The organism is Acidocella aminolytica 101 = DSM 11237 (assembly GCF_900129125.1).
Lineage (GTDB): Bacteria > Pseudomonadota > Alphaproteobacteria > Acetobacterales > Acetobacteraceae > Acidocella > Acidocella aminolytica.
In genome coordinates this window covers 1-13565 of the sequence record NZ_FQVJ01000061.1, presented here as the reverse complement: position 1 = coordinate 13565, position 13565 = coordinate 1, and the positions used below count along the sequence as shown (strand labels likewise).

General features: G+C 61.1%; 15 protein-coding genes. 5 read left to right on the top strand and 10 right to left on the bottom strand.

Translation table 11 applies throughout. The features are described from left to right. Positions 1–408 (top strand): CoA-transferase (locus BUB54_RS18775; protein ID WP_280521948.1); only part of this gene is annotated, 408 nt, incomplete at its 5' end. Here BUB54_RS18775 and BUB54_RS18770 read toward each other — a convergent pair. From BUB54_RS18770 to BUB54_RS18755, 4 genes are read right to left on the bottom strand one after another with little or no spacing between them, the layout of a single operon-like run. Then, positions 389–1654: an MFS transporter gene (locus BUB54_RS18770; protein ID WP_048880206.1), complete on the bottom strand. Its 1266-nt coding sequence runs from the start codon at positions 1652–1654 to the stop codon at positions 389–391. The genes BUB54_RS18775 and BUB54_RS18770 overlap by 20 nt on opposite strands. After that, positions 1647–2240 carry a phosphatase PAP2 family protein gene (locus BUB54_RS18765; protein WP_048880207.1) on the bottom strand — a complete coding sequence of 198 codons (594 nt, stop codon included), beginning with the start codon at positions 2238–2240 and terminating at the stop codon, positions 1647–1649. The genes BUB54_RS18770 and BUB54_RS18765 overlap by 8 nt, the downstream gene beginning before the upstream one ends. A 17-nt stretch (positions 2241–2257) precedes the next feature. Continuing rightward, positions 2258–3229, bottom strand: coding sequence for a quinone oxidoreductase family protein (locus BUB54_RS18760; RefSeq protein WP_048880208.1), 972 nt, complete (start codon positions 3227–3229; stop codon positions 2258–2260). Further along, positions 3226–3687: a methylated-DNA--[protein]-cysteine S-methyltransferase gene (locus BUB54_RS18755; RefSeq protein WP_048880209.1), complete on the bottom strand. Its 462-nt coding sequence runs from the start codon at positions 3685–3687 to the stop codon at positions 3226–3228. Before BUB54_RS18755 ends, BUB54_RS18760 begins: the two co-directional genes overlap by 4 nt. 81 nt (positions 3688–3768) lie before the next feature. On the opposite strand from BUB54_RS18755, the gene BUB54_RS18750 reads away from it, so the two are divergent. Both BUB54_RS18750 and murJ read left to right on the top strand, forming a co-directional pair. After that, a complete protein-coding gene (locus BUB54_RS18750) occupies positions 3769–4269 on the top strand; it encodes a CHAP domain-containing protein (RefSeq protein WP_052948441.1) in 501 nt (166 codons plus the stop codon). Between the two features lie 14 nt (positions 4270–4283). Continuing rightward, entirely contained in the window at positions 4284–5819 is a 1536-nt protein-coding gene (gene murJ / locus BUB54_RS18745) for a murein biosynthesis integral membrane protein MurJ (protein ID WP_048880210.1), read from the top strand. A gap of 5 nt (positions 5820–5824) precedes the next feature. On the opposite strand, the gene BUB54_RS18740 is transcribed toward murJ, so the two are convergent. After that, complete coding sequence (locus BUB54_RS18740) at positions 5825–6487, bottom strand: SGNH/GDSL hydrolase family protein (RefSeq protein WP_048880211.1); 663 nt, start codon at positions 6485–6487, stop codon at positions 5825–5827. Positions 6488–6753: 266 nt separating this feature from the next. On the opposite strand from BUB54_RS18740, the gene trpS reads away from it, so the two are divergent. After that, positions 6754–7755 carry a tryptophan--tRNA ligase gene (gene trpS / locus BUB54_RS18735; protein WP_048880212.1) on the top strand — a complete coding sequence of 334 codons (1002 nt, stop codon included), beginning with the start codon at positions 6754–6756 and terminating at the stop codon, positions 7753–7755. Positions 7756–7794: 39 nt separating this feature from the next. Further along, a complete protein-coding gene (locus tag BUB54_RS18730; protein WP_073212011.1) occupies positions 7795–8331 on the top strand; it encodes an NADH-quinone oxidoreductase subunit B family protein in 537 nt (178 codons plus the stop codon). Between the two features lie 115 nt (positions 8332–8446). Here BUB54_RS18730 and BUB54_RS18725 read toward each other — a convergent pair whose 3' ends face one another. The 5 genes from BUB54_RS18725 to BUB54_RS18710 all read right to left on the bottom strand — a co-directional run bounded on the left by BUB54_RS18725 (position 8447) and on the right by BUB54_RS18710 (position 13211). Beyond that, positions 8447–9127, bottom strand: coding sequence for a GntR family transcriptional regulator (locus tag BUB54_RS18725; RefSeq protein WP_048880213.1), 681 nt, complete (start codon positions 9125–9127; stop codon positions 8447–8449). Beyond that, positions 9120–10325 carry an aspartate aminotransferase family protein gene (locus BUB54_RS18720; protein WP_048880214.1) on the bottom strand — a complete coding sequence of 402 codons (1206 nt, stop codon included), beginning with the start codon at positions 10323–10325 and terminating at the stop codon, positions 9120–9122. The genes BUB54_RS18725 and BUB54_RS18720 overlap by 8 nt, the downstream gene beginning before the upstream one ends. After that, a complete protein-coding gene (locus BUB54_RS18715; RefSeq protein WP_048880215.1) occupies positions 10318–11283 on the bottom strand; it encodes a phosphotransferase in 966 nt (321 codons plus the stop codon). Before BUB54_RS18715 ends, BUB54_RS18720 begins: the two co-directional genes overlap by 8 nt. Continuing rightward, the gene (locus BUB54_RS21020; protein ID WP_158320162.1) at positions 11280–11426 is read right to left on the bottom strand and encodes a hypothetical protein; all 147 of its coding nucleotides are present in this window, start codon (positions 11424–11426) and stop codon (positions 11280–11282) included. Before BUB54_RS21020 ends, BUB54_RS18715 begins: the two co-directional genes overlap by 4 nt. A 540-nt stretch (positions 11427–11966) precedes the next feature. Next, complete coding sequence (locus BUB54_RS18710; RefSeq protein WP_241869459.1) at positions 11967–13211, bottom strand: NRAMP family divalent metal transporter; 1245 nt, start codon at positions 13209–13211, stop codon at positions 11967–11969. Positions 13212–13565 lie beyond the last annotated feature (354 nt).

The window sequence follows — 13565 nt, the reverse complement described above, 5'->3', positions numbered from 1 at the left end:
CCGACCACCAGCTTTTTCGATTCCGCGCAGAGTTTTGCAATGATCCGTGGCGGGCATATCGATATTTCGATTCTTGGCGCCTTGCAGGTGGCGGAGAGCGGTGACCTCGCCAACTGGATGGTGCCCGGCAAGATGGTGAAGGGCATGGGTGGGGCGATGGATCTGGTGGCCGGTGTGCCGCGCGTGGTGATTCTGATGGAACACACGGCCAAGGGGGAGCCGAAGATCTTGAAGGAATGCACCTTGCCGCTGACGGGTAAGGAGGTGGTGAGTAAGATCATCACTGATCTTGGCGTGTTTGAGGTGAAAAAGGGCGAGGGGCTGGTGCTGATTGAGCACGCGCCGGATGTGACGGTGGATGAGATAAGGCAGAAAACCGAGGCGGAATTTACCGTCGCGCTCGGTTAAGCCCTAGGGCCGTGCGCCAGATCCAACCCATGACCGCCAGATTCAGACAGGCGGCGATGAGCAGGACGGTGCCGGGGCTGGTGCCCTTGGCGTAGGCCACGGCCTCTATGCCGCCCGCGGCCAATGTGGCGGCGGCGTTAAGCACGTTATTGGCGCTGACCATCCGCGCGCGCTCCGCCGTGGCGGCGCGGCCTTGCAGCAGCACATAAAAGGGCACGGAGAACAGCCCGCCGCAAATGGCGGTTAAAGCGAGGTCGATCAGCGCATGCCAGCCCGCGAGGCGGGCGAGCAAGGTTGGCACATCCGGCACGGTGAGATGCGCGGCGGTGATGGCGAAATCCGCGATGAACAGGCTCATGCCCAGCCCGGCGGGCAGGGTCATGCGGAGCAAATGCCGACCATGCACCACGCGCCCGGCCACCAGCGCCCCGATGCCAACCCCCACTGCGAAAACACCCAGCAACAGCGTGACCACATGGCCGTCCGCATGGAGCCGGGCCTTGGCCAGAACAGGAAAAGCCGCCAGCACGGTGGCGCCCAGCGCCCAGAACCATGAGATGCTCCAGCAGGCGAACCAGACCGGCCGGTTGGCGGCGGCGATCCGCAGCAGCTGGATGTTGGCGCGCCATAAATTCCAGTCCGGTTTGAGTCCTGGCGCCGCGGGGGGTGTGGCGGGGATGTTCCGGGCGCTGAGAATTCCCGCCAGGGCGAGCAGAATGGCTGCCAGCGGGGCCAGAAATCGCCCGTGCGGCAGCAGGATCAACACGCCGCCCACCACGGTTCCGAGCACGATGCCCGCGAAGGTTCCGGCTTCAATGGCGCCATTGCCGCAGACCAGCCTGTCGCCCGAGAAAAGTTCGGGCAGGATACCGTATTTCAAAGGTGAGAAAAACGCGGCTTGCAGTCCCAGCCCGGCCAGTACCGCCAGCAGAAAGCCGAAATGGCCGGTGAGAAAGCCGATGAGCGCCAGGAGCATCAGCCCCAGCTCCCAATATTTGGTCCATAGCATCAGCCTAGCTTTGTCGTGCGCGTCGGCCAGTTGTCCGGCGGGGGCGGAAACCAGGATGTAAGGCAGCAGGAACAGCCCGCCGGACAAGGCCGAGAGGGCGGCGGCCTGACGGGTGGAGAGGTTGAACAAGGCCAACACCACTAGCGCGTTCTTGAACAGATTATCATTCAGCGCGCCGAGTGCCTGGGTGATGAAAAGCGGAATGAAATGGCGGCTGGTCAGGCGGGGTTCAGCCACAATGTTGCTCCATCAAGGCCAGAGTGCCCCAGGCGCAAAAACCGCCGGTGAGCAGCCCGGCCGGAACATCGCTGAGGAAATGGTAGTCCGCGCAGACCTGGCCGGGCATGACTAGCAGCAAGCCCGCCCAGAGCGGGCGCCAGCGGGGTCGCAAGGCCCAGAGCACGCCAAGCGGCGCGGCGGAGTAGCCGGTGTGGCCCGAGGGGAAGGATCCGTAACGGATGCTCTGCGCGAAGGGATGGAAGCTGTAGAGGCTGTATTTCAGCCAGCTCCAGGGCCAGGGGCGGCCGATCATCCATTTCAGCTCGTCCTTGGCGGCCGTGGCCACCGGCGTCGCCAAGGCGAGCCAGAGCCAATCCAGTGCCGGTTGGCCGCGCAGATGGCGCGACAGGGCCCAGAGCAGGATGAGCCCCGTACCGGGCAAAGTCAGCAGAGACCGCGCGGCGCAGGCTTGAAACAAAGGCCGTAGCGTTTGGTGATGCACCCAGGACAAAGTCACGGGCTGGTCGATGAAGAGGATGGTGAGCGGGCGGAGAACCGCTAGTCCCACCGCCGCTGCGCCATAGAGCGGCAGCCCGTTTGCCATGCGCCGCCGCATGGGCCTCAGGGGATCAGAACGGTGCTGCCGGTGGTTTTCCGGGCTTCCAGCGCGGTGTGGGCGGTGGCGGCGTCCTCCAGCGGGAAACTTTGATTCACGCTGATATGAAGCGCGCCGGACAACACCGCGCTAAATAATGCAGTGGAGCCGGTGGAGATGTCCTGCGCGGTAGACATATAGGTGGAGAAACCAGGGCGGGTGAGGAAAAGGCTGCCTTTGGTGGACAAGGTGGCGATGTCAAAGGGCGGGATTGGGCCGGAGGCGTTGCCGAAGCTGACCATCAGCCCGAGCGGGGCGAGGCTGTCGAGGCTAGCGTTGAAGGTATCTTTGCCAACGCTATCATACACCACGGGCACCATGGCGCCGCTGGTAATCTGTTTGACCTCGGCGGCTAGATTAGTGTGGCCGACAATCACATGCGCCGCCCCGTTGCCCCTGGCGATTTCGGCCTTGGCTTCGGAGGAGACGACGCCGATGACATTCGCCCCCAGATGTTTGGCCCATTGGCAGAGAATAAGCCCCACCCCGCCAGCCGCCGCGTGGACCAGGATGGTCTGGCCCGCCTGCACTTTGAAGGTGCGGTGGAGCAGGAAATAGGCGGTGAGGCCCTGAAGCATCATCGCGCCCGCGGTTTTGGTGTCTATGCCCTCTGGCAGTTTCACCAGCTTCTCGGCATTGATGACGCGTTCCGTGCTGTAGGCGCCAAGCGGGCCTCCGGCATAGGCCACGCGGTCGCCAGGGGCGACGTTCTGCACATTCTCGCCCACAGCCAGTACCACGCCAGCGCCTTCCATGCCCAGCGTGGAGGGCAGGTTGGCTTTGTAGAGGCCGGTGCGGAAATAAATATCGATGAAGTTCAACCCCACCGCCTCATGCCGGATCAGAGCCTCGTTCGGGCCGGGTTGGGGCGTGGGGACTTGTTCCCATTTCAGCACCTCGGGCCCGCCATGGGCATGAATGCGGATGGCTTTGCTCATATGCAGTTGGCCTTGGTTCGGGTCTCCAGCGCGAGCAGGAGACGTTTGGTTTCCAGCCCCTCGCCGCCGGAATAGCCACCAAGCCCGGTGGTGGCGAGGACGCGGTGGCAGGGGATGAGAATGGGGATGGGGTTGGCAGCATTGGCGCCGCCGATGGACCGGGCGGACCCGCCTGCAATGGCCGCGATTGCGGCATAGGACCGGGTTTCCCCATGCGGGATTGCGCGCAGCGCGGCCCAGACCTTGCGGCGATAGGCGGTGCCGCCGGGGTTCAGGGGCAGGTCGGTGGGGATGGGAGCTTCGCCATCGAAATAAGCGTCCAGCGCAGCTTTGACCTGGCGCAGTAGGGCGGAGGGCTCCTGCAGGCTGCCCCAGCCCCATTCAAGGGCGACAATAGCGTCTTCCTCGGCGAACAAGGTGAGATCACCGACGGGCGAATGCATTGAGAGTGCGGCCATGGGCGGACGCTAGACGCAGCGCCCCGCAGGATCAAGCGGGCTTGCGGCGCGGCCGTGCGATCCGGCAGAGTGAGAGGCGTGATGAAACAGGCAAGTCACTGGATTCATTTGCGCTCATGCGCGCGCGGCGCGGCCTTGCTGTTGACGCTGGCTTTGGGGGCCTGTGCGGGCGGACCAAGGCTGGAATCGCCGTCTCACTTCGGCACACCCACCCGGTTGTCCTGCGTGCCATATGCGCGGGATGTGTCTGGTATCAGGCTGAGCGGCGATGCTTATGAGTGGTGGCGCGAGGCGGATGGGATTTATCCGCGCACGCACCGGCCCAGAGTGGGGGCGGTACTGGTGCTGAAGCGCCATGGCGACATGGTGGACGGGCATGTCGCCGTGGTGACCGCCGTGCGCTCCCGCCGGGAGGTGTTGGTCACGCAGGCCAACTGGCTGCCGGGGCGGATTGAGCATCATTTGCCGGTGATTGATGTCTCCCGGAATAATAACTGGTCGATGGTGCGGGTGTGGTACGAGCCTGCCCATGGGCTCGGCATCACGCGCTATCCGGCCTATGGCTTCATTCTCCCGAACTGAGTAAGAGCGCCTGCATGATACGCGGCGCCTTTACTGTTGGAGCATGGACGATGGCGAGCCGTGTGCTCGGCTTCGCGCGGGATATTCTGATTGCCGCCGTGCTTGGCACAGGGCCGGTGGCGGATGCGTTTTTTGTAGCACTGCGGTTGCCGAATTTGTTCAGGCGGCTGTTTGGCGAGGGCGCGTTCAATGCCTCCTTCGTACCCTCAATCTCCACGATTCTGCACAAAGATGGGATGCGTGCCGCCACCGAATTCGCCGAGGAGGCGACGGCAGTGATGGCGGTGTGGCTTGGCGCGCTGACCATTTTGGGCGAGCTGTTCATGCCCTGGTTGCTTTATGTTCTGGCGCCGGGCTTTAACGGGCAGGGCGGGCGATTTGATCTTGCGGTGGCGATGTCGCGGATCATGTTCCCGTATCTGTTCTTTATTTGCCTGACCGCCTTGTTCTCGGGCGTGCTGAATGCGCTGGGGCGGTTTGCGGCGGCGGCGGCGGCGCCAATGCTTTTTAACATCTTCATGATCGCGGCGATGCTCTGGCTGGCGCCGCACATGGCCAACCCTGGCTATGCGCTGTCCTGGGGTGTGATGGTCTCTGGCATTGCGCAGATGGCGCTGGTGCTGTGGGCTATCCGCCGGGCGGGGATGCGCTTTGCCAAGCCGAAGCTGCGATTCTCCCCCTGGATTAAAAAGATGTTCAAGCGCATGGCCCCGGCGCTGGTGGGAGCGGGGGTGACACAGCTGAATGTGTCCATTGACATTATTATCGGCACGTTGCTGCCCGCCGGGTCGGTTTCGATTTTGTATTACGCGGACCGGGTGAACCAGTTGCCTCTGGGGGTGATTGCCACGGCGGCGGGTACGGCGTTGCTGCCCGCCGTGACCAAGAATATCGCTTTGGGTGAGGAGGTGGAGGCGAATACCGCGCTCAACCGCGCGTTTGAATCTGTGCTGATGCTGACCTTGCCCGCGGCGATCGGGCTTTCAGTGGCGGGGAAGGCGGTGATGGACGTGGCTTTTGTACGCGGGGCCTTCACTGCCCATAACGCCGTGCTGGCGGGGAACTCCCTTGCAGCTTTCGCGCTCGGGCTGCCGGCGTTCGCGCTGATTAAAATTTTGACGCCAGGTTTTTACGCGCGGGGAGACACGGTGACGCCGTTGAAGATTGGCATGGCGGCGGTGGCGTTGAATCTGGGGCTGAATCTGTTGTTCATGCACCCGTTGAAGGCGGTAGGACCGGCGTTGGCGACTTCGCTGTCTTCCGCCTTCAATGCGGCCTGGCTGTTTGCGTTGCTCTATAGGCGCGGGCATTTCCACTTTGATACGCTGAGCCGCCGGCGGATACCGCGAATTCTGCTCGCAGGGGCGGTGATGGCTGTCGCCTTGTGGGGCGTGCAGCGCTTTCTGCCGCAGGGGGTGACGAGCATTCCGCAATTCCTGCTTTTAGTGCTGGTGGGGGGCGTGTTTTATTTCGGGCCGGGTGCCGTGCTGCGGGCGTTTGATCTGCGGGAATTTCTGGGCCTCCTGCGCCGCAGAAGGCGCAAGGCTTAGGTGGATTAGCCCAGAATCTCCTTCACCTTTCCGGCCAAAGCCTGCCCGAGTGCGGCATTGTTGGCGGCGGTTAGATGGATGCCGTCTATTCCGCCTGTTTGGGTCACGCGGCCCGCATCGAAGAATTCGGCTTTCATGAAGGCCGCCATATCCTTATATAATTGGGCCAGCGCGGCGGATTTTTCTTGCCCGCCATCCATCATGTGCGTGAACCAGGGCACGCACGAGGGAACGAGCGGCGGCGGTGCCACGACCAGCACTTTCGGTGCCGGATAGGCGGTGCCCACCCCGCCCGCCGAGCCGCGCACCTGGAGGACAAGCTTCTGCATCCCCACAGCGATCTCGTAAGCGCTGCGGTTATAGAGGCGCTTGGCGTCGTTAGTACCGAGCATGATGATGGTGAGGTCCAGCGGCATATGGCTGGCCAGGGCGCTGGGCAGATAGGCTGAACCGTCCAGCCGGGGGTCCACAGGGTCCGCGACGGCGGTGGTGCGGCCGTTCAGTCCTTCCTCAATGATCTCATAGTCAGCCCCCAGTGCAGCGGCCATGGCGCCAGTCCAACGCTGGGCGTATGGGTAGCGGGTGGACGGCACGCCGTCTGGTACCGGCACCCAGCCCCAGGTGAGGGAGTCGCCGAAGCAGAGGATGCGTTTTGCGGTGTCTGTCATGGAAATCCTCTTAGTTGGGAAGAGCCTAGCCAAGAGGCAGGGGGGCGGCAACTTGCCAGAGGCGGCGTCGGTGCTTAATCTTTCGCACATGATGAACAGCCCCTGCCCTGCCCAGCAGCCTTGGTGGCGCTCCGTTTAGGAGCGGCATGGGATTTTCCATTCCAGCAGTGCCGCCGCGGGTGACGGGCCAGTGCTGTTTCTTATTCCTGGTTGTCTGTTTCCCGTTTGGCGGCTAACCCCACACCCGTAACGGAGACAGACGACACATGGCCCGCATTTTCTCAGGTATTCAGCCCACCGGCATTGCGACTCTTGGCAATTATCTCGGCGCGCTGCGCAACTGGGTGGCGCTGCAGGACGGGGAGGATGAGTGCATTTATTGCCTCGTGGATCTGCACGCCATCACAACCTTCCAGGACCCTGTCGCCTTGCGGGAACAGACCTACACCATGGCCGCCTTGCTGCTGGCCTGCGGGATTAACCCTGAGCGCTCTGTGCTATTCCATCAATCTGCGGTCTCTGCCCATGCGCGGCTGGCATGGATTTTTAACTGTGTAGCCCGCATGGGCTGGCTGAAGCGCATGACGCAGTTCAAGGACAAGGCTGGCAAGAACCAGGAAGAGGTTTCCACTGGGTTGTTTGTGTACCCCAACCTCATGGCCGCGGATATTCATGCCTACCACGCCACCAAGGTGCCGGTGGGGGATGATCAACTGCAGCATATTGAGCTGGCGAACGACATTGCCGAGAAATTCAACCATGATTTCGGGGTGAGCTTCTTCCCACGTATAGAGCCGTTTGTGCTGAAGGAGACGGCGCGGGTGATGAGCCTGAGGGACGGGACGAAGAAAATGTCGAAATCCGACCCGTCCGACCAGTCCCGTATCAACATGACGGACGATGCGGACGCGATTGCGCAGAAAATCCGCAAGGCCAAGACGGATCCCGAGCCGCTACCGGATAATCTGGGGGCGCTGGCGGAACGGCCGGAGGCGCGCAACCTGCTCGGTATCTTCGCCGCTGTGTCCGGTGAGAGCCAGGAGGCGATTCTGGCGCGGTTCGCGGGTGCGGGCTTTGGGCCGTTCAAGACCGCGCTGGCCGAGGCGCTGGTGGCGCATGTAGAGCCGATTGCTATGCGCACACGCGAGTATCTGGCCGATAAGGCGGAGCTGGACCGGATTCTGCAAGTCGGGGCGCGTAAGGCGGCAGCCATCGCCGGGCCGATTACCGATGAGGCGGAACGGATTGTGGGCTTCCTGCCGCGGTAAGGCTTTCCCGGCGCGAGGCGGAGGGTTTATGGTGTGGGCATGGTTTGGAAAACCGTTGCCCAGCATCTGCTCTCCCGTGCCGCACCGGCCATCGCTCCGAATGCGGACCTCGCCAACACCCTGCGCGCCCGGCTGGAGGCGGCGGGGCAGCGCAAGCTAGGGCGGGCTTTAAGCATCCGCCATGTGGCGGCAGGCAGCTGCAATGGTTGCGAGCTGGAGCTGCGTGCCACCCAGAACCTTGTTTATGATCTCACGCAATATGGGCTGAGCTTTACGCCCAGCCCGCGCCATGCGGATATTCTGCTGATTACCGGCGTGGCCGGAGTGAATATGCGCGAGGCGGTGATGCAGGCCCGCGCGGCCATGCCCGATCCGGTATTTGTAGTGGCGGTGGGAGATTGTGCGGTGGATGGTGGTGTTTTCAAAGGCTCCCCCGCCGTGGCCGGTGGTGCGGATGCGTTTCTGACGGTGGATTTGGTGATAGCCGGCTGCGCGCCGACGCCGATGCAGATTATCCAAGGGCTGTTGGCGCTGGTGGAGGCGCATGGGGAGCGTGAGCGCGAAGTTGTGGAGTAAGGGATAACAGTTGGTCCGGTTCTAGATCAGGATTTTGAATACCTGACTTTAGGTTCAAGGCCGAAGCGGGCCGATGCCACGGCTCGCACCGGTAAGCAGCAGAACGGGTTTTGCCTCAGCCGTGGTCGGTCTCCTTGGTTTGCGCGGCGCTGACGGAGGCCAGAATGCCTTGCCCACCTTTGGTTATATCATCCTGTATAGCCCGCTCGGCTGCTTTCGGGTTATGCGCGCGCAAGGCGTCCAGCACTGGGTAATGATGCTCGATCATCGCCCGCTCGCCTTCAAGATAAGTCTGCGCGATCAACGGACCCATGCGTAGCCAGAGCCGCCTGAGCTGCGCCGCCAGAATGGGCATACGGGCAATGGCGGCGAGGCGGAAATGGAATTCCTGGTTGGCGCGCAGCCCCTCCCGCCAGTCTAGCGCCTTCATCGCGGTTTCGTGGCGGGCGAGCAGTGCTTCAAGCCCGGCAATATCCGTGCTGCGCGCGCGCCTAGCCGCCTCCGCCGCCGCAAGCCCCTCCAGTGCTAAGCGAATGGCGCGGATTTCCAAATATTCGGGCAGCGTCATGCCGGGGATGCGGATATCCCGGGCGGAGCGGAAGCTGAGCGCCTCATCTTGCACCAGCCGCAGAATCGCATCGCGCACTGGGGTGACGCTGGTGCCGAGCTGGGCGGCTAGGTCGCGGATTTTTAAGCGCTGGCCGGGTTGGAAGCGGCCTTGAATGAGCGCCTCGGCCAGCGTGGAATAGGCGGTTTCGCTCAGCGTTTCATGGGTGAGGGGGGAGAGTTCATCCATCCGCCAGGGCGCCGTCCAAAGCGGAGAACAGGATATCAGCATGGGCAGGCGTGAACACCAGAGGCGGGCGGATTTTCAGCACATTCCCGGCGGGGCCGGAGGCGCTAATGAGTACGCCATGCGCGCGCATGTGATTCACCACGCGGCTGGCCAAGGCGCCATCCGCAAGCTCCGCGCCGATGAAGAGGCCATCGCCGCGCACGGCCTGCACCTGATGGCGGGCTTTCAGCCCCGCCATCAGGTAGGCGCCGGTGGTGGCGGCATTTTCCATGAGCTTTTCCTCTTGGATCACGCGCAATGTTTCCAGTGCCGCCGCCATGGCCACCGGGTTGCCACCGAACGTATTGAAATAACGGATGTTCTGGCCGAACGCATCGATGACATGGCTTTGCGCCACTAGCCCCGCCGCCGGGTAGCCATTGCCCATGGGCTTGCCGAGCGAAACCATGTCCGGCATCAGCTCGTGCCGGGCGAAACCCCACATGGCGCTGCCGGTGCGCCCAAAGCCCGGCTGCACTTCATCGGCCAGAAACAGCCCGCCCGCCTCGTGGATGGCTTCCGCCGCCGTGGCCAGAAAGCCCGGCGGATCGGCAAACACGCCGTCCGATGAGAAGATGGTGTCCACCACCAGCAGAGCGGGTTTGATGCCGTGGCGTTGCAGATCCTTGATGGCGGCTCGCACGGCGGCGGAGAAATCCATGCCCTCCGCCGGGGCGGGCACGGTACGCACATGCGCTCCCAAAGGCATCTTCGCCCCCAGCGAGGGAGAGATCTCCGCCGTGGCCAGAGTAACGCCATGATAGGCGTTTTCCGTAACGATGATGCCGGTGCCGCCAGTGACGTGACGGGCGACGCGGATGGCGAGATCATTGGCCTCGCTGCCCGTGCAGGTGAACGTGGCGCGGTTCAGCGCGGCTGGAAAAGTTGCAAGCAGCGCCTCGGCATAATCCAGGATCGTCTGATGCAGATAGCGCGTGTGGGTATTGAGCTGCGCCGTCTGCGCCGCCACAGCCGCCACGATGCGCGGGTGGCAATGCCCAGCGGGGACGACATTGTTGTATGCATCCAGGCAGGCTGTTCCATCTTCCTCATACAGCCACACGCCCTTGCCGCGTACCGGGCGCAAAGGCTCGTCATAAAACAGCCGATAGGATGGGCTGAGCGATTCGCGGCGGCGAGCAAGCAAGGTTTCAGACATGGTTGGTCCGTTTGAAAAGATCATTGAAAAAACCTTCGCCTGCGGCAAGGCAGTGTTCCGCCCCGTCGCGATAGCGCAGAATGTAGGCAGCATTTTCCGGCGTGCGCCGTGCCCGCCAGGAAGCGATGGTGATGGTCATAGCCATGCGGGCGCGGATGAGGCGCGGCAGCAAATCCTGCTCCGCATCGGATAGTGGGGAAATGCTCTCATACCCGGCCAACCAGTCAGGGATGGTGGCGCGCAGAGAAGCGTGCGGCAGGCGGTAGGAGAGGGCGACGGCGAGGTCGTTCACGCGCGGGGCCACGGTAATGTCCCCGAAATCGATCACGCCGGTTACGTGCGCTGGGTTGCTCTTATCCACGAAGAGATTATGCGGGTTGAAGTCGTTGTGGATTAGCTGAGCGGGCAGGCGGTCCAGGCCAGGTTTGGTGATGGTGGCGAATTCCTCCAGCACCGGCTCAACCAGGGCACTGTGATGAGGTTCAGCGCCCTCCAGTTTCGGGATAATTTCCAGGGCGCGGTAAATATCCCAGAGCTGTTCTGGCGCTTTCGCGGGCGGTTTCAGGCTGGCGAGGGCTTGCGCCATCCCCGCCATCATTTGCCCTAGTGCGAAAGCCTGCGCCGTGCCGCCGGGATGATCATGCAGCGGCATGCCGGGCAGCCAGCTGAGAATATAGGTTTCGCGCGCCTGCCTGTCAGCAAACTCCAACCGGGCCGCTCCTGCTACGCGTGGCACAGGCAAGGCGGGGACGGTGGCTTCAAGATGGCGCAGTACGCGAAGCTGCAGGGCGATCATCTGCGCATCCTCATCCGGATGGCAGATTTTCAGCACATAATCACACGCCTGCGTCCGCAGTCTGAAGGTCAGGTCGCGTTCACTGGCCAGCAACGTGGCGCTGCCGGGCAGGCCGAGGCGTTGGGCGGCCGTGGCGGCCTCATATTCATTCAGGATGGTCATTGGTCTGAATATGATGCATCATATATCTTAATCGTGCAATGCGCCGCGATCAGCGCCGCATCCTCAGCCGTGGCGGGGTTATAGACCCGCATCATCAAATCCGGCTGGCCATCCACGGCGAAGGCGGAATATTCCAGGGGCAACGGGCTATGGCTGGGTGGCGCAATTGCTTGGTGTTTTAATTTTCACTGAGAAGTGTTGGGGCGGAACGGCTCGCAGCATCGAATGTGCCAAGGCCCCTCTACAAACTGTGCCACAAAATTGAGAACATGCTCGCTAAACTCAAAGATTGGCGGCACATCGGAACGCGCTACGACCGATGCGCTCACACATTCCTGACCACCATCAGAATTGCAGCTACCGCCGTCGTCTATCTCAAAGAATGTATCCCGACTGTAGTGTCCTGTTTCTGAAATTCTGCTGATTATGCTGGTTCTTGCACTAAAGCGCCGGGTGACCGAGAGGGTGTTATTGGCGGATTTGATCTATCGGAAGGGTTTTGAATTGGCATTGTAGGTTTCGATAAAGGTGCCAATATTTATCTCGAGTTGCCAGGAGGATCGATGCACACCGCGCCTGATCTGCTCGTCGCTGGTCATGGCGCACGCGAGATGCAAGAATCCCGTGAAGGCTGCTATAGGTGCAGACAGGACCTAGTGTACGGTTTGGCAATGGGTGGCGGACTAAAACAGACCTGTGCCCGTCAAGCCGCCATAAACGCCTAGCCCTGCCGTGATGACGGAAAGAATAATGGTAAGTACCGCATACCATCCGCGCAGGCGTATGTGGGCGGGCAGAGCTTTCAGGCCGAGCATGACCAGAAAGCCAAGAACCAACGGCAGGAGGAGGGCGTTCATGACCTCGACGGCAATGTTCAGGATGACGAGGTTTGGCACAACGCCAACCAGTATTGCACCGCAGATGAGGCAAGCGGCATATATGCCGTAAAACCATTTGGCTTTGAACGGATGATCCTCTAGCGAACGGCGATAGCCTGCAACCTCTCCAAGTCCCCAGGCGAAAGCCAGAGATGCAACGATTGAGGCAACTAGCCCTGCGCCGAGTACACCGACACCGAAAATTAATTTGCCCATGGTGACGCCCAGATAAGGCGTAAGAGCGGCCGTTATATCACCAACCGAATTAAGGGTGGCATTGGGATTTTTAAGCCCAATGGTGGCCGCGGTTGAAATTAAAACAGCAGCCATCACAAGCTGAGTGGCGACTGAGCCAATGGCCGTATCCAGTTTGGCGTAACGAAAATCTGCCGGGCTTAGCTTTTTGTCTGCAATGGCGGATTGCTGGTAAAAAATCATCCACGGCATAATTACCGCGCCAATATTGGCGGCTACGAGATAAAGGTAATTGGGGTCGGCCAGGGCGGGGCGCAGCATTTGAGCCGCGATCTGATGAGGGTTTGGCTTGGAAACAAAGGCAATAGCGAAAAAGACAAGCTCAAATAAACCCAGCGCGATCGCGACCCGCTCTACCCGGCGGTAAGAACCGGTGAGGGCGACCACAAGCAGGAATGACACGGCCAGGAACAATGTTACAGCGCGTGGTACGCCATAAAGCTCTCCCACACCAGCCACACCAGAAAACTCTGATAGCAAAGCCCCTATGGTTGCCACGGCAAGGCCGGTGGCGGAAAGCCAAGCCCATCCTTTGCCGAAGGTGTCGCGGATCAGCTCACCATGCCCTTTGCCGGTGAAAAGGCCGAGGCGGACTGTTAGCTCCTGCACGACATATAAGATTGGAATGAGCAGAAATTGCAGTAGCAATAACCTGTAGCCCCATGCCACGCCGGATTGCGACGCTGTGATGATGCTGCCGACCTCAGTATCGGCAAGCATCACAACAAGGCCAGGCCCGAAGACGGCTATAAAAGGCAAAGAGGAGCGGCGGATGGTGGAGGTTGGCTGAGGCAAGATAGATCCTGACACGAAAATGAGAATGAAACTCATTAAAGCTGTCAGCCCGATATTTTACCCAGGCATTCTTGTCAAATTTGAATATACGCAAGCGCGCCTTTGGGGTTGTTTATAGCCTTATGGGTTCGCCTTTTTTTCGAATGTGCTGATGCGGCCTTGCCTGAGGGGGCCGACGCTTAGCTGTTGCCAAATGCTGTACCTGACCAGGCGCCATTAATCTTATTTTGAGGGGAGGTGATCCGTTTGCTTGTCTCCTTCCAAGCTATGCGTTGATTGCATATCTCTATTTTTTAGTGAGAGATTTGGCATTTTTTTTGGATATTATGTTTTTTGGTGGCTTTTTTGCTGGTT

What these genes read in the sequence shown, in the direction of transcription:
- BUB54_RS18730 (WP_073212011.1), top strand. Translation starts at nt 7,795, where the DNA reads ATGGTTTGGAAAACCGTTGCCCAGCATCTGCTCTCCCGTGCCGCACCG.
- BUB54_RS18760 (WP_048880208.1), bottom strand. Translation starts at nt 3,229, where the DNA reads ATGAGCAAAGCCATCCGCATTCATGCCCATGGCGGGCCCGAGGTGCTG.
- BUB54_RS18725 (WP_048880213.1), bottom strand. Translation starts at nt 9,127, where the DNA reads ATGGATGAACTCTCCCCCCTCACCCATGAAACGCTGAGCGAAACCGCC.
- BUB54_RS18765 (WP_048880207.1), bottom strand. Translation starts at nt 2,240, where the DNA reads ATGGCAAACGGGCTGCCGCTCTATGGCGCAGCGGCGGTGGGACTAGCG.
- murJ (WP_048880210.1), top strand. Translation starts at nt 4,284, where the DNA reads ATGATACGCGGCGCCTTTACTGTTGGAGCATGGACGATGGCGAGCCGT.
- BUB54_RS18740 (WP_048880211.1), bottom strand. Translation starts at nt 6,487, where the DNA reads ATGACAGACACCGCAAAACGCATCCTCTGCTTCGGCGACTCCCTCACC.
- BUB54_RS18720 (WP_048880214.1), bottom strand. Translation starts at nt 10,325, where the DNA reads ATGTCTGAAACCTTGCTTGCTCGCCGCCGCGAATCGCTCAGCCCATCC.
- trpS (WP_048880212.1), top strand. Translation starts at nt 6,754, where the DNA reads ATGGCCCGCATTTTCTCAGGTATTCAGCCCACCGGCATTGCGACTCTT.
- BUB54_RS18755 (WP_048880209.1), bottom strand. Translation starts at nt 3,687, where the DNA reads ATGGCCGCACTCTCAATGCATTCGCCCGTCGGTGATCTCACCTTGTTC.
- BUB54_RS18715 (WP_048880215.1), bottom strand. Translation starts at nt 11,283, where the DNA reads ATGACCATCCTGAATGAATATGAGGCCGCCACGGCCGCCCAACGCCTC.
- BUB54_RS18750 (WP_052948441.1), top strand. Translation starts at nt 3,769, where the DNA reads ATGAAACAGGCAAGTCACTGGATTCATTTGCGCTCATGCGCGCGCGGC.